The organism is Parabacteroides sp. HGS0025, from assembly GCF_000969845.1.
GTDB classification, from domain to species: domain Bacteria; phylum Bacteroidota; class Bacteroidia; order Bacteroidales; family Tannerellaceae; genus Parabacteroides; species Parabacteroides gordonii.
Window position 1 is genome coordinate 4,400,461 of record NZ_KQ033902.1, and the last position, 16,790, is coordinate 4,417,250.

Genomic DNA, 16,790 nt, shown 5'->3' on the forward strand with positions numbered 1-16,790 from the left:
ATGAAACGGGAAATCCGGATCAAAATAGTTACCTTTACCGACACATTACAAAACGATATAAGATGAAGATAACTGCTCCGCGGATAACAGCCGTTTTAAAAGAAGACATAGCGCTGGATGAGGTACTCCTGAAAGAGGGGGAAGATTTGACAGAGCTTGCTTTCAAGAATCAAAGAGTATTCGAGATCAAGACTAAAAATATCAGTATACAATCCTGTTTGTTCACGAATTGTATGCTGATCGGTTGCAGCATAAAAAAATCGCAGTTCAGTGATATAATCTTCCGGAACTGCGATCTTTCTAATGTCAATTTTTCCGAATCCGGCTTCCACCGTGTCGAGTTTATCGATTGTAAACTGATCGGTGCGAATTTCTCCGAATCGTCTTTAAATCATATTACTTTCAGCAACTGCAAGGCTGAATATATCAACCTAACCATGAGCAAATTAAAATACATCGGCTTCCATCAAAGCGACCTGAAAAGCGGTTCGTTGGAGAGTTGCCAGTTTGCCTATACGGTATTTGATGCGTGCAACCTGAAAGAAGCGGAGTTTTACCGTACTTCCTTGAAAGGTGCTGATTTAAGTAACTGCGACATATCCGGCATACGGATAAGCCCCATCACAGGTTGTGAGTTACGTGGAGCCACTGTAACTTCCCTACAAGCACTCGAACTAGCCCATTTGCTGGGAGTTACGATTAAAGGATAATCATCATTCTCAAATTGGTTATCTTGCATATTCCTGATGTCTTTTTAACCATACAACAGCGTACGAGCAAACTGCCCGCGGCTTTAATTGATTCTCTAATGCGTAGTCGAAGGCTGCTTTCACTAACGAAGCGGCGATGCCTTGCCCTTCCAGAGGACCGGGTACTATCGTGTGAATAATATCCAGGTTATTACCGACAAGCCTGTATTGTACAAAGGCTGTTAAATCATCTTGTTTCACCTCGAAGCGATATTTCTCCGGATGATGAACTATGTCATATTCCATATTTACGTTTATTACTTATCTGCGAGACAAACATCTATATAGTTAAAACATTTCATCCACGGATAAGTTCACCCGTTAATTTGTTTTCCCGGCCGTTTCTTCAGCTTGCGCCTTGTTCTTCCGGGGATGGAAGAAGTTTTTTATTTTTGTTAAAAAGCCGCTTACTTCCTTCGCCACATCCTGTGTCTTTTTAGAAACTCCTACCGACTCGATCAGAGGGGGGCGCAGTATCTGCCATATATAATTAAAGGTGGAATGATACGGATCCCGCTCAACTGTCAGGTGCGATTGCCGGGGTTTGTGCCCTCCTTTTTCCGGATGATCCGGGTTATCGTGCTTCAACACCAGGTTGGCCAGGCGCGATAAAAACTTATTATCGATCACTTCACCATGCTTTTCCTTGAATATCTCCGCTTTCAGATCCCTGTAAAGAAACAACATATCGACTTTCGCCCCTTTGCTAGAAGCCTCCGTACTGAATGTAAAATCATCCAGCCGGCCACTTTCCACTTTGGCAAAGGCGAGCGGGGTGATCAGTTCATTTAAGGCTGTCAGGTCGAAATCTTTCATGTGGGCATTCAGGATAAAACAGTCGTTCAGCGAGTCGACCGGCAATAGCCAAGTAGCCGTAAAGTATCCCTTACCCATTATTTTACCGTTTGCATCCAGGCGGATATACTGATCCGGGCGGGTAACGATATTCGTAAATCCGGAGAACTTCCCATTCATCTCCGTAAAGAATAGTTTTCCCGGCTCTATCCCTTTCCGGGCCAGTTCTTCGTAAACAACGGAAAAGTTATTGACATCCAGGCTATCGATCGCCAACTTAACCGGTGCTTTCTGTAAACCGGAATAGATCATTGGTACAATACGCTTGGGGACGACGATTTGCTGATTCTTAAAATTCTGCAGGACGGCATCGTCTACCTGTACCTTCCTTACCCTGATTACTTTCTCCACAATCCAGGCAGGCAGATCGATTCCCGACAGACTCAGACGTCCCGCCTTGACATCAAACCAATCCTTATGCTCCGGCTGGAGATAAGCAAACTCCATTTTGGGATATTTGGAAAGCAGACGGATATCAGCGAGGTCGAGGTCGGTGTTATCCAGGTTTATTTTTCCGATATGCAAGGTATAGAAACCATTATCCAGCGGGAAAGATAAATCCTTCGTATCGAACCGGATTGTCTTCAGCTTAAACGAACGGCCTGCCGTGTTTACGTGTAACCCTTCCAGCAACAGACTGGCCGTATCGCTATTCAGCACGGCATTCGATACATCCAGCTTTCCTAAAGACAGGTCAGGGGTAAAACGCCCCAATACTTCATATATATCTTTCAACTCCTTTTCTGCCGGTTGCTTTTTCTCCTTATCCGGCGCATTCTCCAATTGATAAGAAAACACAGGGTCAGCCAGCAGAATATCTCCAACAGCCAAATGCAGGCTATCCCATACGACCTTGCTGACTGCAAAATCTTTCAGGCAGGCTTGAAAGAAAGTTCCGTCTTTTTTGATTATCCCGATATCCGGCGATTGTATATGAACTGTTCCCGTCTCCAGGCTTTGAGCAAGCTTTTCGGGTAAACGGTTCATACCGGAAATTGAGATCAGGGGAGTTTCAAAGCGAACCTGCCAGTCTGAAGGCTTTTCCCATAACGAATCCTGAGGAAGTAACTTCACATCCTGTAAACGAAGCACACCTTTCCGGGTTGAAAAGTCGCCTTTACCGACAATCAGGCGATACTCTTTTCCCGGTAAATAATTATCGAAATTCTTCAGGCTGAATCCAAAGTGGTCGCACTGGAAGAACAGTCCTTTACTTCGGTTCGTACTATCATCAATCAGGAAATCGGTTGCATCGAAATTAAAATCCTTCAACCTGTAAACGACGGGATCAGGAACGCTCCTATCGTTCAACGTCACAAAGGCATGGTTCAAACGGATCTTTTTGATGGATAAATACTGAAGCAACGGATTCAATATCCCTTCAATATCCCCCCGGGTATCGACCGGAACCTTCAGTTCTTTATTTTTCCGGCTATAAGAAGGCGCTTTATTATAACGGATGACAGGACGGTCTATCTTAAACAGGTCGGCACTGATCCCTTTATCATACAGTAAACCTTTCAGGACGATCGTATCGATACTTCCCGACATATAGTCGTTCCGCGACCGCATGGAGAGGGGTTTCAGACGGATATTCTCGATGCTGAAATCACCCGTTTCCGTGTTCAATGCCATACGCTCCACGTCCAGGCGATGGTTACGGGCTGTCATCATCCCACTGATCCCGGTCGCTTCAAAAGCGAAACTGGTTGAATACCACAGACCATGCTTCACCTCCGAAACGGAATCCACCCGGAAGTCATTCGCCTGGAAATTAAAGTTATCCAGTTTATATACCTCCACCGAATCTTTCACCACCTGCGAATAAGCTACTTTTGCATCCCGGATGCCGATAGATTGAATAGAGACGCTGTGTAACACGGGCGATATGATATCGTAAAGAGACAAGGCCTGTACCAACGAGTCGGCATCCACTTTCACCGAAGTGTCAGCCACGGTATCTTTTGACGCCGTATTTCCTGCCTGGTTAAAGACCTGTATGTCTGACGATGAGATTTCGAACGAACGGGCAGTAAGATAATTCAAAGCCTCTTCCCGTTTAAACTGTATGCCATTCACCTCAACGGTTTTAACCAGTGCGTCGACATAGCTGTCCGGTTTCTGGTTTTTCTCTACCCACAACTTCTCCTGCGGGATCAGATTGATCTTTTCTATATAGATTATCGAATCCTGCGTGCTCAGTTTGATGCTGTCGGTTTCCAGTACGAAGTCGTTATTGGCCAGCAGCGTCTGCGGTTGGTGAGTGACAAATTCAAAGTTATCGCAATAAAGCAATTTACCGCTTCGCGAAGAGTTCTCATCCAATATAAAACCATACGCCCGGAAACTGACATCGGCCAAAGCATAGACGATCGGTGTCGCCGGATTCTCCACCGTGTAAGAGACACTGGCATCTTCCAGGTTCAGTGTCCGCACGCTCAATACATTTATATAGGGTGAGATCACTTCATACAAAGATTTAGTGCTGACATTCCTCACCTTCTTCTCTGTCCGGTCGGAGTTGTACGAATCAAAGATCTCTATCTTCGGATCTTTTATTTCGAAAGAGTTAAAATGCAGTTTCTTATAACTCCAGCGCCATGTCAGGTTCACCCCTTTAAAATCGATCACACCGACTTCGGCCTTCACGTATGTCCGGGGCAAGCTATCGATAGCCGCCCATTGCCGGAACACCGTTGTGTCGGGCACGAGCCTGATGCCTTTTATCTTCAACTCTCCCTTTACAAAACCGATAGACAGGTCGTCGAACGAGAGCGCATAAAAACCATCCGTAGCTTCCGCTGTCCGGCGGCTCAGTTCTTTTTTCAGATATCTTTCAAGACGGTTGCTCAGATACAGGTTCAGGACAGTAAGAGCCACGACCAGCAATCCTATTGCCGGGAAAATATACTTTGCTATTTTCTTCTTTTGCCCCATATCTTATTATAAATGTAATCCGCAAGGCAGATACTCTATAATTTAAAACAAGATAACAGATATTATGTTTTAATTTTTTTGATCTGGCACTTCATTGCAGTATCATATATTGTGATACTGCATTCTCATATATTATGACATTCCAGTATCATAATATATGGCACAACGTTGCCACAATATATGATAATAAGGTGAAATATATTATGATAATGAGACAAGGACAGACAAAAGAGATCAGAACGGTATTACCTCGAAATACCGGAGCCGGAAGGTAAGCTGTAAACAAAGACAAAATCAGGGCGCACCTCATAGCTTAAGGTGTAGGACTGGGTATCTCCGGTACGGGTTTCATAGGCTTTAATTTGTCCGGAGTCCGCATAAGTAAAAGGTTCGATATGCAGATGTTCGATAAAGTCGACGTCTTGCTGCCGGATCATCTTGAACAGGGCTTCCTTGGCGCACCAGTAAACGAGCAGGTGCTTCACTGCATTATCCGGGTCGACGGAAGCGTCTTCTTCGGGAGATATGAAGCGGCTACGTATCTTCAATATCCGGGTAGAATAATACTCGATATCGATACCTGCCGCCGGTTGTTCCTGCAATAAAACTGCGGCATAACCATTGGTATGAGAAATGCTCAGATGGTAAGCAGAGTCCGGTAAATAGGGCGCACCGTCCTCGTGATAAGCGATCAGCCATTCCGATCCTGATAGTTCTTTCAGCAGCACACGGCTGGCTAACCATTCCTGGCGCCGCTTCTCCGTTTTTATATTCTGAAGGAAAGGTTGATATTCCGACCGGAAACCGAGCATAGATAACAATTCGTCCGAAGTCTCCTCGATCTTCCAGACTCCAAACAAGGGGCGCGTATGTTTAAAAAGGACAGGCATTACTTCTTCCAGCTAAAGGATTGTATCAACTCGATGATATCCTGCCGTAAATAGTCGGTCAGAGGAGCCAGCGAATCCGCATTCGGAACGCAGTCGTAATACAAAGCGCCACGGAAGAAGTTTGAAACACTGTCCGTCAACATGAACTGCACGGGGGAAGCCGACTCTCCATCGAGCAGGAACAAAGAGCCATATACCTGTTCTTCGGGATTGCTATACCCTTGCTCCTTCACCGCATTGGCCTGTTTGGCCTGCCGGGAAACCAGCGAACGGGATTCGACCGCTGCTGTCTGTAATGTGCTCCGGGTTACAGGCAGGTAGCTGCAATACACCTTCACACCCAACGAGGGATAAGACAGGTTGATCCATCCTTCGGGACTTCCCACCGGGGGAAGTTCAACCGTAACCAACTGGGATACATTAAAGGTATAAGGCAAACTGTCCAGAGGCAATGCCTGATAACGGGCCTTCGGCGGCTCGATACGGAAGTAGCCGCGCGGTTTCGGTGTATATTCCGTACAGGAGATACACAAAAAGATAAACAGGGAAACCAGGATTGCCGGAACAGACTTCATCACTCCTCTCCTTTCCCGCCTTCCGGGATGCGATTGAATTTAACTTTCAAGATACGGCGGTTATCCATTTCCAGTATCTGGAAACGATAATCATTGTAGTCGATAATCTCCCTGCGACGCGGGAAATCACCCTTTATCTCCAATAGAAGGCCGGCCAGCGTTTCCACATCTTCCGTCAGTTTTCCGAACTCGGACGGATCGGCATTGATCACACGGAAAAAGTCTGTCAGCAAGATCTTGGCTTCGAAGATCAGGCTGCCATCCGCCAGACGGATGAATTGCTTTTCGTCTTCATCGTACTCGTCGGATATCTCTCCGACAATCTCTTCTAGAATATCTTCCATCGTAACAATACCGGAAGTGCCGCCAAACTCATCGACCACGATTGCCATGTGTATCTTGTTTGTCCGGAACTCTTCCAGCAGGTCGTCGATCTTCTTCGTCTCAGGCACAAAATAGGCCGGACGGATCAAGCTTTGCCAACGGAATGTATCCGGCTTTTCGATATAGGGCAACAAGTCTTTTATATAAAGGATCCCTTTGATATTGTCTTCCGAATCGGCATACACGGGGATACGCGAATAACCGGAAGTAATAACGAAATCGATCACATTACGGAAACTTGTCTTTATCTCGATATCTTCCATATCCAGACGGGGAGTCATGATCTCGTCTGCCGTCTTATTATAGAATTTGATGATCTCGGCCAACATCTCTTTCTCCTCCGGTATTCCGGTAGAAGTCAGTTCGAGCGCTTTGGATAGCTCATCGACGGAAAGATCGTATTTCTTCTTGACCAGCGCCTTATTAATAACGGAGGTGGAAGTCACCAGCACCTTCGACAGCGGCCGGCAGATACGCTCGACCATATTCAATACGGAAGCCGAACGGCGAACGAAACGAAGGGAGTTCTTTTGTGCGTAGATCTTAGGCATGATCTCGCCGAAAAGTAAAAGTAAAAAGGTCAGTATGATCGTTTCAAGTACGAAACCTAAAGCAGGCACCGCCGAGAAGTTGATCAGGGCATTGATACCGTAGGTACAAAGCATAACGACAGCAACATTCACAAAATTGTTTGCGATTAGGATAGCCGCAAGCAGATATTCGGAACGATCCAGTAGTTGTCTGATAAGTGGATCTGAAGGAGAATTCTCTTCCCGGATGTCGTTAATGTCACCCGGGGTAAGAGAAAAAAATGCCACTTCTGATGCCGACACGAAGCCGGACACTAACAGCAGTATACAAGCGAGGCTTAATGCTATAACAGGGCCTGCTGTAAGCGCCTGTATAGTAACCTGGTCAAATAAGCCCGATAAATAATAGTCTGAGTCCAAGGGGAACCGTATTAGTTAAACAATATCAGAACGGGAGATCATCCGCACTGTTTGAATCCGAAGAAATATCCGGCTGTTGCGAAACCGGTTGCTGATAGGATGTTGCCTGTTGCTGTCCACCCTGCTGGAAACTTGTTCCGGTATTGGCAGATGCTCCGTCAGCCGGTCTTGTTCCGGTATTATAAAATTCGATGCGGTCTGCATGAATTTCAGTAACATAGCGTTTCACACCGCTTTGATCGTCGTAGCTACGGGTACGGATCTTTCCTTCCACATAGACACCCGAGCCTTTCTTCACCCATTTCTCGACAAAGGCTACCTGATCGCGGCGCACCACAATATTGTGCCATTCTGTCCTTTCAGGTACAACCGTACCGTTTGCAAGTGTGTAACCTCTTTCCGAAGTTGCCAAAGGGAAGTTTGCAACAGCTGCACCGCTGTCAAAATAACGTACGTCGGGATCTTTACCCACGTTACCGATCAAAATGACTTTATTCAATGACATAGTAATAATTCTTTTAATATCTTACAAAGAAACATAAATTCGATCATTCTGACAAGTTTCCATTTAATTTCTCCAAATAAATATGTACAAGACGGGGAACGGCATATCGTTCGATATCTTTATACGGAACAGCCAGATACGAATTTAAAGCGTCACTGATTTTCTCTATCTCTACCCGGTAAAAAGCGGTATGCAATACCTGATGGGACAGCACATGTTTTATTTCCGGTATATCGACCGAAACATTTAGCTTCCCGGCACCGTCGAACAAATGCCGGAAAGCATCCGTTTCCTGCAAAGCGGCAAAATCGGCCGGTTGTTCGGTCTCGATGAGCGGAAATTCGTAAAGGCCTTCCCATATATCTTTTTTCCCCCGGCGTGAAAGCCACGTCTGCCCCTTATATATAATGTATAGATAATGAAAATACCGGGGACGCGTTTTTGTCTTATTCTGTTTCACCGGAAAGCTTTGCACAGTATGAGATGCATACGCCATGCAACATTCCTTCAGCGGGCAGGCTTCACAGTCCGGATTCTGAGGGACGCATTGCAAGGCTCCAAACTCCATGACCGCCTGATTATGGGTTCCGGCCTTTTCCGGATTCATCACGATCCCGGCCAATTCAGTGAACTGCTTCTTCCCGCTTGTCGTATCGATAGGCGTATCGACCGCATACAAACGGGATAACACCCGGAAAACATTCCCATCGACAACCGGATAAGGTTTATTCCAGACAAAAGAGACAATGGCTGCCGCCGTATATTCTCCGATCCCCTTCAAAGACAGGACATCTTTATATTCGGAAGGGAAAACACCTCCGAACTTATCCATAATACTTTTAGCCGCCGCATGCAGATTCCGGGCACGGCTGTAATAACCTAATCCCTGCCAATATTTTAGTACTTCATCTTCCTCGGCCGAAGCCAAAGAAGCCACATCCGGGAAACGTTCGGTGAAACGATAGAAATAATCCATTCCCTGAGCGACACGGGTCTGCTGAAGAATAATTTCCGATATCCAGATAATGTAGGGGTCGGACGACTCCCTCCAGGGTAAAGCCCTTTTATTCGTTTTATACCAGTCTAACAGCATATTGCTGGTTTTCAGTTCCTTTTTCAAATGCGACATATTTGTCCTCTTTTCGTACATTTCAAACTCCCAACTCGTTGATTAATGCAAACATACGCAGATATAATGAATTGTAAGGAATCTTTTTTATTAAAAAATGGCGGGCAATTCTTTTTCCACTTAAATAAAAAGCTATATATTTGCATTCCAAAAAATTAATAGGTCCAAATCATTAATTAATTTATAGACATGACTAAAGCAGATATTGTTAGCGAAATTGCAAAAAGTACCGGCATCGACAAGCAGACGGTATTGAATAGCGTAGAATCTTTTATGGATATTGTAAAAAGTTCATTATCTGAAGGAGAAAACGTATACCTGAGAGGATTCGGTAGTTTCGTTATTAAGAAGAGAGCTCAGAAGACTGCTCGTAATATTTCAAAGAATACTACGATCATTATTCCTGAGCATAACATCCCTTCATTCAAGCCGGCTAAAACCTTCCTGAACGAAGTTAAGTAATTAGTAATTATAGTTTAATTTAAAATTTAGAAACAATGCCTAGCGGAAAGAAAAGAAAAAGACATAAAATGTCTACGCACAAGCGCAAAAAGAGACTGAAGAAGAATAGACATAAGAAAAAATAAGTCTATCAAGAAACTCTAAAGAACAAACTTAATAAGTGACCTTTTAAGTTTGTTCTTTGCGTATTTAGAAAGGTCTGAATTAAAAAACCCTTTTTTAAGTGATAAGTGAATTAGTAGTAGATGTACAACCCAAAGAGGTATCTATTGCCGTATTGGAAGACAAGAACCTTGTGGAACTCCAGAAGGAGGCCCGCAATGTCTCGTTTGCCGTAGGTGATATTTATCTTGGTAAAGTAAAAAAACTGATGCCGGGGTTGAATGCTGCTTTCATTGATGTAGGGTATAAAAAGGACGCATTTCTTCATTATCTGGACTTAGGTCCAAACTTCAACACCCAGCAGAAGTTCCTCAAACAAGCACTCAGCGACCAGAAAAAGGTTCCTGCTATTTCAAAAGTGCAGATACTTCCTGAAATTGAAAAAGACGGAAGTATAAGTAACGTGCTGAAAGTCGGACAAGAGGTGTTGGTGCAAATTGCTAAAGAGCCGATCTCTACGAAAGGTCCGCGATTGACTTCCGAACTATCTTTTGCCGGAAGATATATCGTGTTGATACCATTTGCCGATAAGGTCTCTGTCTCCACAAAAATCAAGTCGAGCGAAGAACGTGCCCGTTTACGGCAGCTGATCCAGAGTATCAAGCCGAAAAATTTCAGCGTAATAGTGCGTACCTCTTCAGAAGGTAAACGTGTTGCTGAACTCGACCATGAATTAAAGACATTAGTGAAACGATGGGAAGAAAACATCGTCAAGGTTCCAAAGCTAAAAGTTCCGTCGATCGTATATGAAGAAACGGCACGTACAGTAGCTTTGCTCCGCGATATATTCAATCCCTCTTTCCAAAACATTTACGTAAACGACGCGGACGTATTCCATAACATCCGCGATTATGTCAGTCTGATCGCTCCCGGAAGGGAAGAGATCGTACAGCGATACACCGGTGAACTGCCGATATTCGACAATTTCAGTATCACCAAGCAGATCAAATCGTTGTTCGGACGTACGGTTACGTATAAAAGTGGAGCTTACCTGATCATCGAGCACACCGAGGCCATGCACGTGATAGATGTAAACAGCGGCAATCGCTCCAAAGGAAGCGACGCCCAGGAAAAAACAGCTATCGACGTAAACACAGCCGCCGCCGACGAAATAGCACGCCAGCTTCGTCTTCGCGACATGGGCGGTATTATTGTGGTCGACTTCATCGATATGGCAGAGGCTGCCAACCGACAGAAGTTATTCGAGCACATGTCTAAAGCGATGGCAAACGATCGGGCCAAACACAACATCCTGCCTTTAAGTAAGTTTGGACTGATGCAGATTACCCGCCAAAGGGTTCGCCCGGCTATGGATGTAGATACAACGGAATCTTGTCCTACCTGTTTCGGCACAGGAACAATCAAACCGTCGATCCTGTTTACCGACAATCTGGAAGGAAAGATCGATTGTTTAGTGAATAAGCACAATGTGAAGAAATTCGCCCTGCACGTACACCCCTACGTTGCAGCATTCGTTAATAAGGGATTATTTCCCCTTAGTATGAAATGGAAACTAAAGTACTCAAAAAGTATGAAAGTCATTCCTAACCAAAGTCTGGGTTTTCTGGAATACAAGTTTATCGATTCCGACAAGAATGAACTCGACATGATGGAAGAAAAGGAAATGAAGTAATAAAAAAACCCCGAAGTGACAAACGAGGGCACTGAAAAACCTTTTAGATTTTCAGACAAATCTCTTCCGTTGCGCTAAAAAATTAAAGTTGTCAAGTCCTAACTTTGGATTTGGCAACTTTCTTTTATTGAACGAGACTCTTTGAAATGCTTATAGAATCGCTCACATGAGCCATTAAGCCCATTTCTCGATCAATTATTGTAAAACAGCCCTCACTTTAGATTAATTTGAGTATTCTCTTGATGTTTGCAGCAAATATGACCATAGCACCTTGCAGTTGCATGCAAGAGATCCCGTATGATAAGGCTCTGTCATATCCGAATACTTGCTTTAGTTCCGCATTTTTAGCTTCAATTTTGTATCTTGTTCGAGACTTGGCCTTAAATTCATCAGTACCTTGAAAAGTCAACTGTCGTTGGTGTTCGTCTGATTTAATGACTACCGAGTAGGTCTTTGTTTTTGATCCCTCTTTGTAACACCCTTCTCTTCGTGAGCATACACGACACTTATTAACATCGAAATAGTATACTATAGTTTGGTTTTTCGGCTGATTCTTTTTCCCTTGTCTAGCACGTCGTATTGCCATGTGCCCTGCCGGACATACAAACATGCCTACATCCTTGTTAAAATCAAATAGTTGTTCTTCCTTACGATGCCCCTGACTTATACCCGGATTAAGTCGGGCTACCAGTTCAAATCCGTTTTCACTCTCATCAGAGAGTTGAATATTATCTTTTCCTGAATAGGCGGCATCGCCAATAACGGTTTCTACCACCATACCATTATTGCGGCTTTGTTCTATGAGCTCAGGTAGTTGGGGACCATCGCCTTTTTCTCCCGAAGTAACTGTAGCTGCAGTTATTATGCGTTCATCACTCATGGCGATGTGAGTCTTGTATCCGAAAAACGAATCGTCTTCACTTTTGTGTCCAATGCGTGCGTCTTCGTCTTTGGATGTAACATAGTGATCTGCTATGTCTGTCAGAGTCTCTCGGAGCATATTAAGGCGCTCTTTAACTTTGGGGACATTTATCAGTGTTTCATCTGTTGATACCACATCAAGTAAAGCTTTGGCATAATCAAGTTCATTCTCTAAATTGTCATCTTCGTTTTTATTAGGTAAATGCTCCTTTATGGACTCATCGGTATCATAAAGGCTCTTTCTAAGTTGCTTTGAGCGGAGTCTTAAAACCTCAATCGGAGAGTAAGGGTTACTGCGAGAACCTGTGTGAGTGGCGTCAACAATGATCGTTTTCGATTTAATAATGCCTTTTTCGATGGCGATGGATACGGTCTTGCCAATAAGGAGGTTCAGCATATCTTTGTCTTTGAGGCGAAGTTTGCGGAATTTGCACAAAGAACTCGGATTGATGAGTTTTGTCTCTTCAGGTGACATACCAAGAAAATACTTGAAAGACATATCATAACGCGAACGCTCAACTACATCTACATCCGATATATCAAAGATGGTTTTCAGCAGAAGGTATTTGAACATCCGTACAGGGCTTTCTGCTGTTCGTCCATTGTCAATACAGTATTTATTCAAAAGCTCTTTGTGGATAAAGGAGAAGTCGATAAGGTCGTTTATACGGCGTAATAAATTGTCTGCCGGAACTATCAAGTCATATAAACTTGAGTATTGACTGAATTGGAAGGTCTGTTGAGATGGTACCATATCTGCTTGATTTATACCTATAAAGATAAGAAAAAGTCAGCACATATCCCAATATATTGGTGGATATGTGCTGACTAATTAGAAGCCGATTGCTATAAAAAGGACTTTTTCAGTGCCCTCGTGACAAACTCCGGGGCTTTTTGTTTCTATTTTACTTCTTTGCCTTCGCCATCTCCAACGCATGCGTTGTAACATAATACTTGGCGATCATGTTCGGGACTTCCCAGTCCGGCAATTTTCCATCCTTCAAATATTGCAGATAATTTTCCATCACCTGTCCGAAATGAGCTTCATGCCCTACCCTGTATGTTGCAGGGATCTGAACTTGCCATACATTATCCGAAACCTTATCCAAAGCAACTCCCGGATATTTATCCGCCACGGTCGACATGGCAGCAGCCAGTTCTTTTTCATAAGCAGCCAGATCAATATCGGGCAATACCTCAATATATAATTCCGGCTTATACCCCTGTTCTTTACCCTGACGGATAATCAAGTCGGCCTTACTTCCCTTCATGACAGAGAAATGAGTATCACCACCACCTTCAGGGAAAGTATAATTCCAGATAACTGAAACTTTGGCCGTTACCCCTTTGATCTTATATACGATATCACCATTGCAATATACTTTCAGCGTATCGTTCTCCACATCCTTTTTCAGGAAATCAGGATAAGCATCCGTACCCGTCACCTGCTTAAACTCTTCCGGGCTGATTGAAGTCGTCCAACGGTTCGCATCCACAAATTCAATATCTCTTTTATAGTCGATGATCTGATCCGGGAAAGCTTCCCACTGAACGAGATCCACCAGGTGAGTCGTCACATCCACAATCCCCTCTCCCTGCTGAGTCACGTCAAAATACCACACCGGACGGGTCAACGGCTTATTATCCACCAGCTTAAACAAATGGTGTACGCTTTCCTTCACAATAGCCGGTTCTTCCGGAGATCCTTTCAACTGTTCTCCATAGATAGCAGGGATCGTTGAAAGTTCACGCTGTAATAAGGTGGTGATCTCATTCCTTTCCGTCATAATGTCATACAACAGGATATTCTTTTGCTTTGCAATATCAAAACACTCTTCCAGCAATTGAAAATTCTGACTGTTGATGGCCATCGGCTTGTCAGAAAGCACGTTGATGCCGGCTTCAAGCGTCTTCTTTATATACTCGGTTTTCTTTCCGTTATTACCGGCCTGAACCATTACATTCCCCTTCTTTTCGGCAAGCATCTTCTCCAGATAATCGGAACCCGTATAAACAATTTCATTCCACCCGGTCGGATTCTCTGCGCGTGTATTAAACCCCTCGATACGCTTCAGATGCTCATCTACATCAAAACCTCCGGGTGCGTACACATAAACATCTTTACAAACTTGTGGATAAGATACTTTCTGTACCAGGGCTGCATGGAAATGTCCGGGATCAAGCGTTATAAGCTTTACCTCTCCCTGAGCACCGGAAAAACCTTCGGTCTGTTCTTTTTTGGAAGAACAGGAAGTTCCCAATAAAAGTGCAGTCATGGTAAAAACTAGATAGTTTTTCATTTTATAAACGATTTAATTGATAATAGTCTCTTCTTTACATATAAATTATGTCATCATCCGTCCTATGGCACAAAGATAAAAATATATCGTTTTAACATCTGCCGTATTGTCATTATTTCTGACAACAAAAACAATTCGGAAGCGTTCATTGTTACTTTGGCATACGTTTTGTATACTAATTGGTGCAACTCGACAAGAGAAAAAGCAAAGACGAAAAATAATAACAATTAAAATATTATCGAATTATGGGAAAAATTATTGGTATCGACTTAGGAACAACCAACTCATGTGTTGCCGTACTGGAAGGTAACGAACCGGTTGTTATTGCTAACAGCGAAGGTAAAAGAACTACTCCTTCAATCGTAGCTTTCGTGGAAGGCGGCGAACGTAAGGTAGGTGATCCCGCAAAACGTCAGGCTATCACCAATCCGGAAAAAACTATATTCTCTATCAAACGTTTCATGGGTGAAACATACGATCAGGTATCAAAAGAAATCAATCGTGTACCTTATAAAGTAGTACGCGGCGACAACAACACTCCGCGTGTTGACATTGAAGGTCGTTTGTATACTCCGCAGGAAATTTCAGCTATGGTTCTTCAGAAGATGAAGAAAACAGCTGAAGATTATTTAGGACAGGAAGTTACAGATGCAGTGATCACTGTTCCGGCTTACTTTAGCGATGCTCAACGTCAGGCAACAAAAGAAGCCGGTGAAATCGCCGGTCTGAATGTTCGCCGTATCGTGAACGAACCGACTGCCGCATCATTGGCTTATGGTCTTGATAAAACTAACAAAGATATGAAGATCGCTGTATTCGACCTTGGTGGCGGTACATTCGATATTTCAATCCTGGAATTAGGAGACGGTGTATTTGAAGTAAAATCAACTAACGGTGATACTCACCTGGGTGGTGATGACTTCGACCACGTAATCATCGACTGGCTGGCAGAAGAATTCCTGCGTGAAGAAGGTGTCGACCTGCGTAAGGATCCGATGGCTTTGCAACGTTTGAAAGAAGCAGCAGAAAAAGCAAAGATCGAATTGTCAAGTACAACAAGTACTGAGATCAACCTGCCGTATATCATGCCGGTTAACGGTATTCCAAAGCACTTGGTTAAGACACTGACTCGTGCTAAATTCGAACAATTGGCTGACAGCCTGATCCAGGCTTGTATCGAACCTTGCCGCCAGTCATTGAAAGACGCAGGTTTGAATACTTCCGACATCGACGAAGTAATCTTGGTAGGTGGTTCTACACGTATCCCGGCTGTACAGGCTATCGTTGAAAAATTCTTCGGTAAAGCTCCTTCCAAAGGTGTTAACCCGGATGAAGTAGTAGCCGTAGGTGCTGCCATTCAGGGAGGTGTATTGACAGGTGAAGTAAAAGACGTATTGTTGTTGGATGTTACTCCGCTGTCTCTGGGTATCGAAACAATGGGTGGTGTGATGACTAAGCTGATCGAAGCTAACACAACTATCCCTACTAAGAAATCGGAAACATTTACAACTGCTGTCGACAACCAGCCGTCCGTAGAAATCCATATCCTGCAGGGTGAACGTTCTCTGGCTAAGGATAACAAATCGATCGGTCGTTTCCACCTGGACGGCATACCTGCTGCACAACGTGGTGTACCTCAGATCGAAGTTACTTTCGATATCGACGCAAACGGTATCCTGAACGTATCTGCAAAAGATAAAGGTACAGGTAAAGTACAGAGCATCCGTATCGAAGCTTCCAGCGGTTTGAGCGATGACGAAGTAAAACGTATGAAAGACGAAGCTGCCGCTAACGCAGAAGCCGATAAGAAAGAAAAAGAACGTATCGACAAGCTGAACCAGGCTGACAGTATGATCTTCCAGACTGAAAAACAGTTGAAAGACCTGGGCGACAAACTTCCGGCTGACAAGAAAGCTCCTATCGAAGCTGCATTGAATAAGCTGAAAGAAGCTCACAAAGCGCAGGATGTTGCAGGTATCGACGCAGCTATGGCTGAACTGAATACGGTATTCCAGGCTGCAAGCCAGGAAATGTACAATGCCCAGAATGCTCAGGGCGGTGCACAACCGGGACCAGACTTCGGACAGCAACAGGCAAACAATAACGCCGGTGGAACTAAAGACGGTGGCGTAACAGATGTAGACTTCGAAGAAGTAAAATAATAAGATTACATTTTCCACATAAGATGAAGAGCGATTGTCGGACTAACCTCCGGCAGTCGCTTTTTTTTGACCCTGTAAATTAAAAAACCAAAATTCGTTGATATTCAAAAACTACTCGTTATATTTGCTCCCTTAAATATAAACAATACGGTTTCAGTCGCTTGATCACGATAACC

General features: G+C 43.9%; 13 protein-coding genes. 4 read left to right on the forward strand and 9 right to left on the reverse strand.

The window, feature by feature from the left end; genetic code table 11:
• Window positions 1-62: 62 nt before the first annotated feature.
• Complete coding sequence (locus HMPREF1212_RS17085) at window positions 63-710, forward strand: pentapeptide repeat-containing protein (protein ID WP_046150142.1); 648 nt, start codon at window positions 63-65, stop codon at window positions 708-710.
• Between the two features lie 18 nt (window positions 711-728).
• Here the strand turns inward: HMPREF1212_RS17085 and HMPREF1212_RS17090 are convergent, their stop codons facing one another.
• The 7 genes from HMPREF1212_RS17090 to mutY form a co-directional block, all read right to left on the reverse strand.
• On the reverse strand, window positions 729-995 hold the full coding sequence (locus HMPREF1212_RS17090; protein ID WP_028727941.1) for a GNAT family N-acetyltransferase: 267 nt from the start codon (window positions 993-995) through the stop codon (window positions 729-731).
• 75 nt (window positions 996-1,070) lie between these two features.
• On the reverse strand, window positions 1,071-4,541 hold the full coding sequence (locus HMPREF1212_RS17095) for a hypothetical protein (protein ID WP_046150143.1): 3,471 nt from the start codon (window positions 4,539-4,541) through the stop codon (window positions 1,071-1,073).
• A gap of 245 nt (window positions 4,542-4,786) precedes the next feature.
• Complete coding sequence (locus HMPREF1212_RS17100) at window positions 4,787-5,431, reverse strand: 4'-phosphopantetheinyl transferase family protein (RefSeq protein WP_046150144.1); 645 nt, start codon at window positions 5,429-5,431, stop codon at window positions 4,787-4,789.
• Window positions 5,431-6,006 (reverse strand): gliding motility lipoprotein GldD, encoded by a 576-nt coding sequence (locus tag HMPREF1212_RS17105; protein WP_028728594.1) that lies wholly within the window; start codon window positions 6,004-6,006, stop codon window positions 5,431-5,433. Before HMPREF1212_RS17105 ends, HMPREF1212_RS17100 begins: the two co-directional genes overlap by 1 nt.
• Window positions 6,006-7,340, reverse strand: a complete 1,335-nt coding sequence (gene gldE / locus HMPREF1212_RS17110; RefSeq protein WP_028728595.1) for a gliding motility-associated protein GldE — start codon at window positions 7,338-7,340, stop codon at window positions 6,006-6,008. The genes HMPREF1212_RS17105 and gldE overlap by 1 nt, the downstream gene beginning before the upstream one ends.
• Before the next feature lie 25 nt (window positions 7,341-7,365).
• A complete protein-coding gene (locus HMPREF1212_RS17115) occupies window positions 7,366-7,845 on the reverse strand; it encodes a single-stranded DNA-binding protein (protein ID WP_028728596.1) in 480 nt (159 codons plus the stop codon).
• Window positions 7,846-7,888: 43 nt separating this feature from the next.
• Window positions 7,889-8,974, reverse strand: a complete 1,086-nt coding sequence (gene mutY, locus HMPREF1212_RS17120) for an A/G-specific adenine glycosylase (protein ID WP_046150145.1) — start codon at window positions 8,972-8,974, stop codon at window positions 7,889-7,891.
• A 189-nt stretch (window positions 8,975-9,163) separates the two neighbouring features.
• On the opposite strand from mutY, the gene HMPREF1212_RS17125 reads away from it, so the two are divergent.
• Complete coding sequence (locus HMPREF1212_RS17125; RefSeq protein WP_028728598.1) at window positions 9,164-9,436, forward strand: HU family DNA-binding protein; 273 nt, start codon at window positions 9,164-9,166, stop codon at window positions 9,434-9,436.
• A 223-nt stretch (window positions 9,437-9,659) separates the two neighbouring features.
• Window positions 9,660-11,231: an Rne/Rng family ribonuclease gene (locus HMPREF1212_RS17130; protein WP_028728599.1), complete on the forward strand. Its 1,572-nt coding sequence runs from the start codon at window positions 9,660-9,662 to the stop codon at window positions 11,229-11,231.
• A 217-nt stretch (window positions 11,232-11,448) separates the two neighbouring features.
• Here the strand turns inward: HMPREF1212_RS17130 and HMPREF1212_RS17135 are convergent, their stop codons facing one another.
• Both HMPREF1212_RS17135 and HMPREF1212_RS17140 read right to left on the reverse strand, forming a co-directional pair.
• Window positions 11,449-12,906: an IS1182 family transposase gene (locus HMPREF1212_RS17135; protein WP_046148182.1), complete on the reverse strand. Its 1,458-nt coding sequence runs from the start codon at window positions 12,904-12,906 to the stop codon at window positions 11,449-11,451.
• 151 nt (window positions 12,907-13,057) lie between these two features.
• Window positions 13,058-14,452 carry a putative oxidoreductase C-terminal domain-containing protein gene (locus HMPREF1212_RS17140; RefSeq protein WP_046150146.1) on the reverse strand — a complete coding sequence of 465 codons (1,395 nt, stop codon included), beginning with the start codon at window positions 14,450-14,452 and terminating at the stop codon, window positions 13,058-13,060.
• Between the two features lie 245 nt (window positions 14,453-14,697).
• On the opposite strand from HMPREF1212_RS17140, the gene dnaK reads away from it, so the two are divergent.
• Entirely contained in the window at window positions 14,698-16,614 is a 1,917-nt protein-coding gene (gene dnaK / locus HMPREF1212_RS17145; RefSeq protein WP_046150147.1) for a molecular chaperone DnaK, read from the forward strand.
• Window positions 16,615-16,790: the final 176 nt, after the last annotated feature.

Coding starts and splice junctions, on each gene's coding strand:
- HMPREF1212_RS17135 (WP_046148182.1), bottom strand. CDS start 12,906: ATGGTACCATCTCAACAGACCTTCCAATTCAGTCAATACTCAAGTTTA.
- HMPREF1212_RS17085 (WP_046150142.1), top strand. CDS start 63: ATGAAGATAACTGCTCCGCGGATAACAGCCGTTTTAAAAGAAGACATA.
- HMPREF1212_RS17090 (WP_028727941.1), bottom strand. CDS start 995: ATGGAATATGACATAGTTCATCATCCGGAGAAATATCGCTTCGAGGTG.
- HMPREF1212_RS17125 (WP_028728598.1), top strand. CDS start 9,164: ATGACTAAAGCAGATATTGTTAGCGAAATTGCAAAAAGTACCGGCATC.
- HMPREF1212_RS17140 (WP_046150146.1), bottom strand. CDS start 14,452: ATGAAAAACTATCTAGTTTTTACCATGACTGCACTTTTATTGGGAACT.
- dnaK (WP_046150147.1), top strand. CDS start 14,698: ATGGGAAAAATTATTGGTATCGACTTAGGAACAACCAACTCATGTGTT.
- HMPREF1212_RS17115 (WP_028728596.1), bottom strand. CDS start 7,845: ATGTCATTGAATAAAGTCATTTTGATCGGTAACGTGGGTAAAGATCCC.
- HMPREF1212_RS17105 (WP_028728594.1), bottom strand. CDS start 6,006: ATGAAGTCTGTTCCGGCAATCCTGGTTTCCCTGTTTATCTTTTTGTGT.
- HMPREF1212_RS17095 (WP_046150143.1), bottom strand. CDS start 4,541: ATGGGGCAAAAGAAGAAAATAGCAAAGTATATTTTCCCGGCAATAGGA.
- mutY (WP_046150145.1), bottom strand. CDS start 8,974: ATGTCGCATTTGAAAAAGGAACTGAAAACCAGCAATATGCTGTTAGAC.
- HMPREF1212_RS17100 (WP_046150144.1), bottom strand. CDS start 5,431: ATGCCTGTCCTTTTTAAACATACGCGCCCCTTGTTTGGAGTCTGGAAG.